General features: G+C 61.5%; 11 protein-coding genes. 6 read left to right on the forward strand and 5 right to left on the reverse strand.

Annotation, left to right across the window (positions count from 1 at the left end):
- The first annotated feature begins 192 nt into the window (after positions 1-192).
- From M5B44_RS15880 to M5B44_RS15900, 5 genes are all read left to right on the forward strand, one after another.
- On the forward strand, positions 193-1,218 hold the full coding sequence (locus M5B44_RS15880; RefSeq protein ID WP_318653937.1) for a LacI family DNA-binding transcriptional regulator: 1,026 nt from the start codon (positions 193-195) through the stop codon (positions 1,216-1,218).
- 64 nt (positions 1,219-1,282) lie between these two features.
- Positions 1,283-2,065, forward strand: coding sequence for a sugar phosphate isomerase/epimerase family protein (locus tag M5B44_RS15885; protein WP_248739818.1), 783 nt, complete (start codon positions 1,283-1,285; stop codon positions 2,063-2,065).
- Positions 2,058-3,077: a sugar kinase gene (locus tag M5B44_RS15890; RefSeq protein WP_248739819.1), complete on the forward strand. Its 1,020-nt coding sequence runs from the start codon at positions 2,058-2,060 to the stop codon at positions 3,075-3,077. The genes M5B44_RS15885 and M5B44_RS15890 overlap by 8 nt, the downstream gene beginning before the upstream one ends.
- Positions 3,078-3,143: 66 nt before the next feature.
- Positions 3,144-4,442 (forward strand): MFS transporter, encoded by a 1,299-nt coding sequence (locus M5B44_RS15895; protein WP_085710007.1) that lies wholly within the window; start codon positions 3,144-3,146, stop codon positions 4,440-4,442.
- A gap of 21 nt (positions 4,443-4,463) precedes the next feature.
- A complete protein-coding gene (locus M5B44_RS15900; protein ID WP_248739820.1) occupies positions 4,464-5,429 on the forward strand; it encodes a 2-hydroxyacid dehydrogenase in 966 nt (321 codons plus the stop codon).
- 6 nt (positions 5,430-5,435) lie between these two features.
- Here the strand turns inward: M5B44_RS15900 and M5B44_RS15905 are convergent, their stop codons facing one another.
- The 4 genes from M5B44_RS15905 to M5B44_RS15920 form a co-directional block, all read right to left on the reverse strand.
- A complete protein-coding gene (locus tag M5B44_RS15905) occupies positions 5,436-6,623 on the reverse strand; it encodes a pyridoxal phosphate-dependent aminotransferase (protein WP_248739821.1) in 1,188 nt (395 codons plus the stop codon).
- 41 nt (positions 6,624-6,664) lie between these two features.
- The gene (locus tag M5B44_RS15910; protein WP_248739822.1) at positions 6,665-8,290 is read right to left on the reverse strand and encodes a methyl-accepting chemotaxis protein; all 1,626 of its coding nucleotides are present in this window, start codon (positions 8,288-8,290) and stop codon (positions 6,665-6,667) included.
- 224 nt (positions 8,291-8,514) lie between these two features.
- Positions 8,515-9,654, reverse strand: a complete 1,140-nt coding sequence (locus M5B44_RS15915; RefSeq protein ID WP_248739823.1) for a glycerate kinase — start codon at positions 9,652-9,654, stop codon at positions 8,515-8,517.
- 91 nt (positions 9,655-9,745) lie between these two features.
- Positions 9,746-10,870 (reverse strand): sugar diacid recognition domain-containing protein, encoded by a 1,125-nt coding sequence (locus M5B44_RS15920; RefSeq protein ID WP_248739824.1) that lies wholly within the window; start codon positions 10,868-10,870, stop codon positions 9,746-9,748.
- Between the two features lie 170 nt (positions 10,871-11,040).
- On the opposite strand from M5B44_RS15920, the gene M5B44_RS15925 reads away from it, so the two are divergent.
- Positions 11,041-12,351 (forward strand): MFS transporter, encoded by a 1,311-nt coding sequence (locus M5B44_RS15925; RefSeq protein ID WP_248739825.1) that lies wholly within the window; start codon positions 11,041-11,043, stop codon positions 12,349-12,351.
- 63 nt (positions 12,352-12,414) lie between these two features.
- On the opposite strand, the gene M5B44_RS15930 is transcribed toward M5B44_RS15925, so the two are convergent.
- Positions 12,415-12,786, reverse strand: a complete 372-nt coding sequence (locus M5B44_RS15930; protein ID WP_248739826.1) for a DUF6124 family protein — start codon at positions 12,784-12,786, stop codon at positions 12,415-12,417.
- Between the last annotated feature and the right edge of the window lie 38 nt (positions 12,787-12,824).

A 12,824-nucleotide genomic window follows, 5' to 3' on the forward strand; every position in this document is an offset into this window, starting at 1 on the left:
CTATAACGCAAATACAACTTAACGAGATGGTGTTTATTAAGCGCTCATGCAGGAATATCGCCCACTGTCAGATCTGACAGGTCTCGCTACCGCTGGTCGGATTTGCTCATTATTTAGAAATTTTTCAGCTTGACGGGAGTGGTCATTATCCTGTCTCCTGAAACCGGTTTCAGACAATAAGAAGACTCAACCGTGAACGATTTCTCCGCCGCCCAGCGCAGCCGCGTGACCATGCTCGACGTCGCCGAACACGCGGGCGTGTCCAAGGCCAGCGTCTCGCGCTTTATCGGCGACGACCGTGCCCTGCTCTCCGATGCCATCGCCCAGCGCATCGAGCAGTCGATTGCCGAACTCGGCTATCGCCCCAATCAAATGGCCCGAGGCCTGAAACGCGGCCGCACCCGCCTGATCGGCATGCTGGTAGCCGATATCCGCAACCCTTATTCGATTGCCGTGATGCACGGGGTGGAAACCGCCTGCCGTCGACACGGCTACAGCCTGGTGGTGTGCAACACCGACCGCGATGACGAGCAGGAACGCCAGCACCTGGCGCTGTTGCGCTCGTACAACATCGAAGGGCTGATCGTGAACACCCTGGGCCATCACCGGGATGAACTGGACGAGTTGAAGCGGGAAATGCCGCTGGTACTGGTGGATCGCAAGGTCGACGGGCTGGAGAGCGACATGGTCGGGTTGAACAACCCGCAAGCCATTGAGATGGCTCTGGAACATCTTGAGCAACGCGGCTATCGCGATGTGCTGCTGGTGACTGAACCCTATGACGGCACCAGTTCGCGGATCGAACGGGTCAGCAGTTTTCAGCAGCAGATTGGCCAGCGCGAAGGCATGCATGGCGCGGTGTTGGAGACCGGCTCAAGCCTTGCGAACGATCTTCACACCTTCTTGAACACACCTGATAACGGCCCGAAAGCCCTGTTCTGCGCCAATGGCGTGGCGGCGCTGGCTTGCACACTGGCCTTGCGCGATATCGGCTGCCGGCTGTTCGAGGATGTCGGGCTGATCGCGCTGGATGATCTGGATTGGTATCCGTTGGTGGGCAGCGGGATCACCGCCCTCGCCCAGCCAACCGCCGAGATTGGGGCGCAGGCATTTGAATGCTTGCTCAAGCGTTTACGTGGGAATGATGAGGCGGCGCGAACCGTGGATTTTGCACCGGTGCTGGTCGAGCGTGGTTCGACGCGCAGCAAGGCGGAATAAGGCCGTACGGGGCCACCCAAATTTTTTTGAACAAAAATGAAACCGGTTTCAGAGGTAGATAACAATGAATAAACCTGCCGTTTCCATCAGCCTCTCCAGCTACGGCGCCGACCTTGTGCGCCGTCGTGGTCAAGGCTCTTTCATCGAGGTGCTGACCGCTGCCGGCGCCAATCGCATCGAATGGCGCGAAGAGCTGCTGACCAACGAAATCCCCGGACAACTCGCCGCTGCCACACAAGCTCAAGGCCTGCAAAGCATCTACTCCTCGCCCACCGAACTGTGGCTGGCCGGCCAGTCACGGCCCAATCCCGAACTCATCACCGCGCTGCAAAACGCCGAAGCGTTCGGTTCGAAGTGGCTGAAGGTTTCCCTTGGTTTCTTCACCGACAACAACGAGCTGCAAACGCTGGCGCAAATCCTTGCGCAAAGCCCGGTGCAACTGCTGGTGGAGAACGACCAGACCTTGCACGGCGGTCGAATCGAACCGTTCCAGCGCTTCTTCGCCGCCGTCGAACAGCACAACCTGCCGATCAAGATGACCTTCGATATCGGCAACTGGCAGTGGCAGGACCAGTCCGCCACCAGCGCCGCACGCTTGCTGGGCCGCCACGTCGGTTACGTGCATTGCAAAGCCGTGGCCCGCCGTGCCGACGGCAAACTCGTAGCCGTACCACCCGCCGCCACTGACCTGCATCTGTGGGAACAACTGCTGCGGCACATGGCCCAAGGGGTCATGCGCGCCGCCGAATACCCATTGCAGGGCGATGATCTGGTTCAATTGACCACCGAACACGTCGCCGCCCTCGCCCGCCTCGGCCAATCCCGCCTGGAGCCTGCCCATGTCTGAGATCGATATTCTGTCGTTCGGCGAAACCATGGCGATGTTTGTCGCCGAGCAGAGTGGTGATCTGGCATTCGTCGACCAGTTCCACAGGCGGATTGCCGGGGCGGACAGCAATGTGGCCATCGGTTTGTCCCGGTTGGGTTTCAATGTTGCGTGGCTGAGTCGGGTCGGTGCCGATTCGCTGGGACGATTTGTCGTCGAGACCCTGGTCCGCGAAGGTCTGGATTGCAGCCATGTCGAAGTCGACAACGCGCACCCGACCGGTTTCCAGCTCAAGTCGCGCAACGATGACGGCAGCGATCCAACGGTCGAGTACTTCCGTCGCGGCTCGGCCGCCAGTCATCTGTCGCCACAATCAATCACCTCGACGCTATTAAGTGCCCGGCATCTGCACGCCACCGGCATTCCACCCGCGCTCTCCGCATCGGCACGGGAAATGTCCCGTGAACTGATGACCCGCATGCGCAACGCCGGTCGCAGCGTGTCGTTCGACCCGAACCTGCGCCCGAGGCTGTGGGCCAGCGAGCGGGAGATGATCACCGAAATCAACCGCCTCGCCGCCCTCGCCCACTGGGTGTTGCCGGGGTTGAGCGAAGGTCGCTTGCTGACCGGGTTTGAGGATCCGGCGGATATTGCGGCGTTTTATCTGGATCAGGGTGCCGAAGCCGTGGCGATCAAGCTCGGGCCGCAGGGCGCGTATTACCGCACGCATCTGGATCAGGGGTTTGTCGCCGGGGTGCCGGTCGAGACCGTGGTCGATACGGTCGGCGCCGGCGATGGATTTGCGGTGGGGATGATCAGCGCCCTGCTGGAGCACCTCAGCTTCCCCGAAGCCGTCAGACGCGCCAACTGGATTGGCAGCCGGGCGGTGCAGAGCCGTGGTGACATGGAAGGGTTGCCGACCCGATCCGAACTTTCGGCTGAGCTGGAGGCCGTCAATCGCGAGCAGGCTCGCTCCCACAAGGGTTCTGAGTTGGAATCCGATCCAGTGTGGGAGCGAGCCTGCTCGCGATAAGGCCAGTGCAAACAACAGATTTTTTGAACCTGCTGCGACAAAAACAACAAGCTCAGGAGCAAGACCATGAAAACTGCAACCCTCGCCACCCGCCGCTGGTGGTACATCATGCCGATCGTGTTCATCACCTACAGCCTGGCGTACCTGGACCGCGCCAATTACGGTTTCGCCGCCGCGTCCGGAATGGCCGCCGACCTGATGATCACGCCGGGCCTGTCCTCGCTGCTCGGCGCGCTGTTCTTCCTCGGTTACTTTTTCTTCCAGGTGCCCGGCGCGATCTACGCGCAAAAGCACAGCGTCAAGAAGCTGATTTTCGTCAGCCTGATTTTCTGGGGCGGGCTCGCCACGCTGACCGGCGTGGTCTCCAACGCCTATTGGCTGATCGTCATCCGCTTCATGCTCGGCGTGGTCGAAGCGGCAGTGATGCCAGCGATGCTGGTGTACCTGTGCCACTGGTTCACCCGTGCCGAACGCTCGCGGGCCAACACCTTCCTGATCCTCGGCAACCCTGTGACCATGCTGTGGATGTCGGTGGTTTCGGGGTATCTGGTGCAGCATTTCAGCTGGCGCTGGATGTTCATCATCGAAGGGCTGCCGGCGGTGCTCTGGGCATTCATCTGGTGGAAGCTCGCCGATGATCGTCCGGCCCAGGCCAAGTGGCTGAGCGACCGGGAAAAGCACGATCTGGAAAGCGCTCTCGCCGCCGAACAGGTCGGGATCAAAGCGGTGAAGAACTACGCCGAAGCCTTCCGTTCGCCGAAGGTGATCATCCTGGCGTTGCAGTTTTTCTGCTGGAGCATCGGCGTCTACGGCTTCGTGCTGTGGCTGCCGTCGATCCTCAAGGCCGGTGCGCAGATGGACATGATCGAGGCCGGCTGGCTCTCGGCGTTGCCGTATCTGGCGGCGGTGATCGGCATGCTGCTGGTGTCCTGGGGCTCCGACAAACTGCAAAAGCGCAAACGCTTCGTCTGGCCGCCGCTGCTGATTGCCTCGGTGGCGTTCTACGGCTCCTACGCCTTGGGCGCGGAGCATTTCTGGTGGTCGTATACGCTGCTGGTGATCGCCGGCGCCTGCATGTACGCACCTTACGGGCCGTTCTTCGCCATCGTCCCGGAGATCCTGCCGGCCAACGTTGCGGGTGGCGCCATGGCATTGATCAACAGCATGGGCGCCCTCGGTTCGTTCGGCGGTTCCTATCTGGTCGGTTACCTGAACAGCTCCACCGGTTCGCCCGGCGCTTCGTACCTGCTGATGAGCGGCGCGCTGATGCTCTCGGTGGTGCTGACGATTTTTCTCAAGCCCGGCGCCAGCGACCGGGTGACGGCCAAGCGTGTTGCACCGCGTCCGCTACCGGCCCATTCCTGAATTGATAAAGAGATGACTGCGATGAAAAAGCAGGTTGTGTTGTACAAGAAACTTTCGCCGGCGTTGATGGCGCGCCTTGAGGAGCAGGTCGATGTGACACTGATCGACAGCCTCGACGCCACTGGCCTGATGAAACTGCGCGACGCCCTCCCCGGTGCCCATGGTCTGCTCGGAGCCAGCTTGAAACTGGACGCGGCGCTGCTCGATCTGGCGCCGAAGCTTGAAGCGATTTCCAGCATCTCGGTGGGCGTCGACAACTACGACATCGACTACCTGACCCGGCGCAGGATCCTGCTGACCAACACCCCGGACGTGCTCACCGAAACCACCGCCGACACCGGTTTCGCCCTGATCCTGGCCACCGCCCGGCGCGTGGTGGAACTGGCGAACATGGTGCGCGGCGGTCACTGGCACCGCAGCATCGGCCCGGCGCATTTCGGAACCGATGTACACGGCAAGACCCTGGGCATCATCGGCATGGGACGGATCGGTGAGGCTTTGGCCCAGCGCGGGCATTTCGGGTTCGGGATGCCGGTGATCTATCACAGCCAGTCGCGCAAACCGGCAGTCGAAAAACGTTTCGATGCGCAGTACCGCAGTCTTGAGGATTTGTTGCAGCAGGCGGACTTCATTTGCCTGACCTTGCCGTTGACTGCGCAGACCGAAGGTCTGATCGGCGCCGAACAGTTTGCGTTGATGCGGCCGGAAAGCATCTTCATCAACATTTCCCGAGGCAAGGTGGTGAACGAAGCCGCGATGATCGAAGCGTTGCGGCATAACCGGATTCGCGCGGCGGGGCTGGATGTGTTCGAACGCGAGCCGCTGAATCATGACTCGCCGTTGTTGCAGTTGAACAACGTGGTGGCGACGCCGCACATGGGGTCGGCGACCCATGAGACGCGCGAAGCGATGGCGCAGTGTGCGGTGGAGAATCTGTTGGCGGCGTTGGCGGGAGAAAGACCCGCCAATCTGGTGAACCCACTCTGATCGAGGTCAGGCGCTGCGCACTTGCAGAAGCTGCGCAGCGCACAACGCAATCCTTGAACACGCATCCGCCAGCTTCACCCGATCCACTACCAGCCCGATGCGAATATGCCCCGCCGCACTCGGCCCGAACGCTTCACCGGCCAGCACCGAAACTCCATACCCTTCCAGCAGCCGCTCGGCAAAACCCTGCGCACCGATCCCGGTCTGGCGCACATCGAGCATCACGAACATCCCGCCATCCGGCTTGATCGGGTACAACCCCGGACAGCCGCGCAGGCGCTCGCACACGAGATCCCGGCGCAACCGGTATTCCTCGCGCATCTGCGTCACTTCAGGCAAATCTTTTTCCAGTGCGACCTGCGCGGCTTTCTGTACGAAGTCCGGCAGACCGAACAACATGCTCAGCGACAGGTTCACCAGATGCTCGGCCAACGGCTTGGGCCCGATCATCCAGCCGATGCGCCAACCGGTCATCGCATGGGATTTGGACAGGCTGTTGATAGTCGCCGTGCGTTCGGCCATGCCCGGCAAACTCGCCGGGCTGACGTGCTCACCCTCGTATAACAATTCGCTGTAGACCTCATCGCTGATCAGCCACAGGTCATGACGGATGCACAGCGCTGCCAGCTCCTGCCAGATCAGCAGCGACAGACTGGCGCCGGAAGGATTGTTGGGACTGTTGAGCAGCATGGCCCGAGTCTTCGGGGTGATCCGCGCCGCGACATCTGCCGGATCGACACGAAAGCCGTTTTCCGGGCGAACCGGCACCGGCACCACGGTTGCGCCGCAGGCACCGAACACACCTTCGTAGGTGACGTACATGGGTTCGGCGACGATCACTTCATCGCCCGGATCCAGCAGACATTGCGCCACCGAATACACCGCGCATTGCGCGCCGGGCAGCACAATCACATGGTCAGCGTCCACGTCCTGGCCGCTTTTTCGCCGATGGCGCTCGGCGATCCGCTTGCGCAGCTCCAGCCGGCCGCGCACTTCGGAATAATGGGTATCGCCCGCCAACAGGCTGTCGATGGCGCCATGGATGATCGGCAACGGCGTATCGAAATCCGGATCACCCACCGACAGCAGCAATACATCGACCCCTTCGGCGCGCAGCTCCAGCGCTCGGTCGTGAATCCGCCAGGCCGCTGCTCCCTCCCCGGCGATTCGTTGGGTCAAGGCTGAATAGCGCATGTACGTCTCCTGATTGCGCGGTCTCCAGCCTTCACCCTAGGTCAAATCACAAACCGCGCCACCATCGCATTCAAATCCACCGCCAGACGCGACAGTTCGTGGGTCGCGGCGCTGGTCTGGTTGGCCCCGGCCGCCGATTGCGTGGCCAGATCACGGATATTCACCAGGTTGCGGTCGACTTCACGGGACACTTGCGCCTGCTCTTCGGACGCGCTGGCAATCACCAGATTGCGCTCGTTGATCTGGTGAATCGATTGCGTGATCTGCTCCAGCGCGATGCCGGCGGCACGGGCCATTTCCAGGGTCGTCTGGGTGCGCTGGTTGCTTTGCTGCATCGACTCCACCGCTTCGCCGGTGCCGTTCTGGATGCCGGCGACCATTTTTTCGATTTCCTGGGTCGATTGCGCGGTGCGATGAGCCAGGGCACGAACCTCGTCCGCCACCACGGCGAAACCACGCCCGGCCTCACCGGCACGGGCCGCTTCAATGGCGGCGTTGAGTGCCAGCAGGTTGGTCTGTTCGGCAATGGCACGGATCACGTCCAGCACCTTGCCGATGTCACGGCCCTGAGCGGCGAGGCCTTCGATCATCTGTGCGGTGTTCTGCACGTCCCGGGTCATGGTCTGGATCGCATCGACGGTTTTCACTACCTGATCGCGACCTTCACGGGCGGCGTGGGTGGACTGGTTCGACGCTTCGGAGGTCGAGACGGCATTGCGCGCCACCTCTTCCACCGCTGCGGTCATTTCGTTGACGGCAGTGGCGGCCTGTTCGATTTCGTCGTTTTGCTGCTGCAGGCCACGGGACGCTTCTTCGGTCACGGCGCTGAGTTCTTCGGCAGCGGCGCCCAGTTGCGTGGCGGAACCGGCAATCTGCTCGATGGTCTTGCGCAGGTTGGCCTGCATCACAGACAAGGCTTCAAGCAGACGCGCCGGCTCGTCCTTACCGTCGACTTCGATGGTTTTGGTCAGGTTGCCGCCGGCGATGGTTTGCGCGGCGGCCACGGCACGGTTCAACGGGGTGACGATGCTGCGGGTCAGCATCAAGGCGAGCAGCACGGTAGCCACGGCAGCGATGACCGCCACAATGACCACGCCAGTAATGGCGCTGTCGTAATGCTCACCGGCCTGAATCGAGGCGTCTTTGGCGCCGGCGGCATTGATCGCAATCAGCTTGTTAAGCTGCTCGCCCATCTGGTCGGTGCCGTCCTTGATCTTCGTGTTGATCAGGGTGCGCATGTCCTCGACCTTGTCCTGGCGGGACAACTCCATCATCTGGTTCTGCGCTTGCAGGTAGTTGTCCAGCGTCGTCGCGAAGGCTTGATATTGTGCCTTCTCATCGCTATCAGCCGGCAATGCGGCGTAAGCGGCCTGGGCACTGCGCACCTTGTCGACGAGAACGCCGATGCGGGTCTGTGCATCCTGCAGACCGGCGGCGTCACGGTTGACCAGAATGCGGAACGAGAGGATCCGCAGGCGCAAGACGTTTTCCGTCACCACGCCAAGGTAAGCGACGCTGGGCAACTGATTGGTCTGCATTTCGACGGACGCCTGACGGATGACCGACATGCGGTTGACGGCGAAAACGCCGAGCACGATCACCAACAGGGCAATAAAGGCAAAACCGAGGAAGGCACGGGGCGCGATGTTCAGATTACGCAAGGACATAGTAGGACTCTCGGATGATTGAAACTGCGAGCGTCCATGCCGTAATCACTGCCCCGCTAAAGCGGGTTTCAGTCCGGCGTCACTGTTTGTGGAAGTCTTGTGCGCGCCTGATCTTTATATCGGCCAGGCTTGAGGAATTTTGCAGGTAAAGAGCAAATATTTTTCAAATTATTGCGAGTGTTTCGCTATTGAAACACCCGACGCTTTATATGGTGGGTGACAGGTCAGCCCGGCGTCGCCATGCGCCAGACGCGGGCAATGTCCGTAGCACGTTCACGTAACAGACGCGGCGCTTCGGCGCAGGCTTGTTCCAGCGTCATCGGGCCGCTGGTGACGGCGAAAGCTGCGTCGATGCCGTGATCGTAAAGTGCTTGATAGCCCTCGCCCAAGGTGCCGGCAATCACGATCACCGGTACGCCGTGTTGCTTGGCAATCCGCGCCACGCCGAACGGGGTTTTGCCGCGCAGGGTCTGGGCATCGAAGCGCCCTTCGCCAGTGATCACCAGATCTGCGCCTTTCACTGCATCGGCCAGTCCGACCAGTTCCGCGACCACTTCGACCCCGGCCTGAAACCGAGCGCCGAGAAACGCCTTGGCCGCAAAACCCAGTCCACCCGCTGCACCGCTGCCCGGCTCGTCCCGAACATCCTTGCCCAGCGCTTGCGCGCAGAGTTCGGCGAAGTGACCGAGGGCTTGATCCAGTTGCTGCACTTGCGCGGGGGATGCGCCTTTCTGCGGGCCGAAAATCGCCGAGGCGCCGTGGGGGCCGCACAGCGGATTGTTGACGTCGGCGGCGATGTCGAAACGCACTTGCGCCAGACGCGGGTCGAGTTCGCTCAGGTCCAGTCGTGCGAGTTGCGCCAGCGCCAGACCGCCCGGCACCAGCGATTGTCCTTGAGCATCCAGCAGTTTCACGCCAAGCGCCTGCATCGCGCCGGCGCCGCCGTCGTTGGTGGCGCTGCCGCCGATGGCCAGAATCACCCGTTGTGCGCCGGCATCCAGCGCTGCACGGATCAGTTCGCCGGTGCCGAAGGTGCTGCTGATGCACGCATCCCGCTGCCCCGGCGGCACCAGTTGCAGGCCGCTGGCTTCGGCCATTTCGATGATCGCGGTGTGGTTGTGCGGCAACCAGCCCCACGCGGCTTCAACCGCCGCACCCAACGGGCCACGCACCCGGGTACGGCGCAACTCGCCTTCACAGGCGTCGAGAATCGACTCCACCGTCCCCTCGCCACCGTCGGCCATCGGGCATTTGACCAGCGTCGCCTGCGGCCAGACCTGCGCCAGGCCCAGCGCAATGGCTTCTGCAACGCCTTGGGCACTCAGGCTGTCCTTGAACGAATCGGGGGCGATGACGATTTTCATGCGAATTCTCCAGTTCCAATGCCCCTCATGCTGCCAGTCGCTTGAAACGTTGACGCCTGTCCGCTGCACAAGTGGCGCAGGCGTTTATTGTTCATTTCGACAAATCGTCGGTCTGCGGCAGCAATTGCACCCCGAGATACAACGCCAGCATGCCGTCGAGTTTCAGCGGATCGACCCCGCTCAACTCGGCAATCCGCTCCATCCGATAGCGCAGGCTGTTGCGGTGAATCCTCAACGCATCGGCGCAGGCCTGGCTCTGCCCATCGTGATCGCACCAGCTGCGCAGGGTCGCGAGCAACTGGCCGTTGCTGTCCTTGGCGATGACTTTGCGTAACGGTTTGAGCAGTTCATCCAGCGCATCATCGTTGCGATGGCGCCAGAGCATCACCGGCAAGCGATAACGATTGAGTGTCAGCAGGCGTGAGCGCGGGAGCACTTCGCGGCCATAGGCGAGCAAGTCGCCAACCCGCCGATAGCAACGGCGCAACCCGGCCAGCCCATCGGCCTGACCGCCGACGGCGATGCGCAGGATGTTCCAGCCCAGGCCATCGAGTTTTTCCAGCAGGCGATCATGCTCGACGTTCTGACTTGCCGGCCGGCACCACAGCAGCGACGACTTGGCCGAACTCACGCACCAACTATCCGGATAGCGCGACATCAGCCAGGCACTCAGCGCCTCGACGGTTTGCCCCGGCCCGTGTTCCAGACCCAACTCGAACAGGTACGGCACCCGCGTCAATTGCGGTTTCAGCCCGAGTTGCTGGGCTTCGTCGACCAGCCTTGGCGAATCCCCCGCCTCGCTCAGCAACAGCGCAAGCAGGTCATCGCAGCGCTGCCGCCGCCATTGCTGCTCGGATTGCTGATTGCGCTGGCCGACCAGCATTTCAGCGGTCATGCGCACCAGTTCGGCGTAAGTGCGCAGTTGCTCTGGCTCGCCGGTAATGCCGAGTACGCCGATCAAACGCTGATCGAGCAGCAACGGCAGATTGATCCCCGGTTGCACGCCTTTCAAATGCACCGCGGTCTGCGCGTCGATCTCCACCACCCGCCCGTTGGCCAGCACCAGTTGCGCGCCTTCGTGGCGGGTGTTGATCCGCTCCGGTTCGCCGCTGCCGAGGATCAGGCCCTGGCTGTCCATGACGTTGACGTTGTACGGCAAAATGGCCATGGCCCGGTCGACGATGTCCTGGGCGAGGTCGTGATCGAGTTCGAACATAAGGGGAAAATCCTTGAAAACAGGCGCGGACGGTTGTTCACCCGCACAGGGTCTGCCGGCAAACCCTGTGCTCAGGCACAAAGACAATCCGGCCAAAGGTGACCGAGACTCTCAGGGCGATCAACGTTACCCTTTGCATCGCAAAAAATCATAATAAAGAGAGAGCCGCCATGTCGCAGAGCGCCGCTGCCGCCCAGACCATCGCTGACGATAAAAATGCCGTCTACAAACGCATCACCCTGCGTTTGATCCCCTTCATCTTCATCTGCTACCTGTTCAACTACCTCGACCGGGTCAACGTTGGATTCGCCAAACTGCAGATGCTCGACGCGCTGAAATTCAGCGAAACCGTGTACGGCCTCGGTGCCGGTATCTTCTTCATCGGCTACGTGCTGTGCGGCGTACCGAGCAACCTGGCGCTGACCAAATTCGGCCCACGGCGCTGGATCGCGCTGATGATGATCACCTGGGGCACGCTGTCGACCTGCCTGCTGTTCGTCACCACGCCGACCCAGTTCTACACCCTGCGCCTGTTCACCGGCGCGGCTGAAGCCGGGTTCTTCCCGGGCGTTGTGCTGTATCTCTCGCAGTGGTTCCCGACCTTCCGCCGTGGCCGGATCATGGCGCTGTTCATGTCGGCAATCCCGGTGTCCGGCCTGCTCGGCAGCCCGTTTTCCGGCTGGATCCTCAATCACTTTGCTGCGGGCCAGGGCGGTCTGGCCGGCTGGCAGTGGATGTTCCTGCTGCAAGGCGTTCCGACTGTGATACTGGGCGCACTCGCCTACTTCCTGCTTAGCGACAACTTCGCCGCTGCCAAATGGCTGACCCCGCACGAGCGTTCGGTGCTGGAAGCCGATCAGGCCGAAGACCTGGCGAACAAACCGAAAACCACTTCCGATTCGCTGATTGCCGTGTTCAAGAACCCGGCGATCTGGGCCTTCGGCCTCATCTACTTCTGCATCCAGAGCGGCGTGTACGCGATCAACTTCTGGTTGCCGTCAATCATCAAGAACCTCGGCTTCAGCGACAACCTGGTGATTGGCTGGTTGAGTGCGATTCCGTACCTGCTGGCGGCGGTATTCATGCTGGTGGTTGGTCGTTCGGCGGACTTGCGCAAAGAACGTCGCTGGCATCTGGTGGTGCCGATGTTGATGGGTGCGATTGGCCTGCTGATTGCGGTGAACTTCGCAGCGAATCCGGCGATTGCGATTCTCGGCCTGACCATTGCGACCATGGGTGCGCTGACCGGTCTGCCGATGTTCTGGCCGGTGCCGACTGCCATGTTGAGCGCGGGTGCTGCGGCGGGTGGTCTGGCATTGATCAACTCCATGGGGCAGATGGCCGGGTTCCTCAGTCCTTATCTGGTGGGTTGGGTCAAGGACAGCACCGGATCGACCGATGCGGCGTTGTATCTGCTGGCGGGTGTGATCATTGGCGGGAGTCTGCTGGCGTTGCGGATGACGCGGACGTTGCGGGCCTGATTATTGGCAGGCACACAAAAACGGCCCATTTCGGGCCGTTTTTTTTTGGCGCTCTACGATCGGTCAGGGCCGGGCTTCAACTGCCGTGTCCAGATTATCCAGCACCCGACTCACCGCCAGCTCCGCCAGCATGATCAGTTGCCCGATGCCCAGCAGCACGTGCCGCTGCGGCGCATCGATCATCCCGGCGAAATCGCTGGCCATGGTTTTGGCGGAGGTCAGGGTTTCGCAGGCATCCGCCAATAGTTCTTCGCTCGGGATGCCGGGGGCGATGAGGTAGCGGGTGTTGGGTTTGAGCAGCGGTTTTCTGGGGTGGAACGGATTGAGGTAGTGATCGAGGGCGCGTTCAGCGGCTTCGTGGAATTTCTTGGAATCGAGGGTTTCGTAGGGGGACGTTGAATCGGCTTCGGGTGGGTTGGGTGTTGGTTTGATCATAAGTGAATCTCCAGATACAAGATTGGAGCCATCACCTT

Origin of the sequence: Pseudomonas sp. MWU12-2029, assembly GCF_023242425.1 — a bacterium.
GTDB classification, from domain to species: domain Bacteria; phylum Pseudomonadota; class Gammaproteobacteria; order Pseudomonadales; family Pseudomonadaceae; genus Aquipseudomonas; species Aquipseudomonas kribbensis.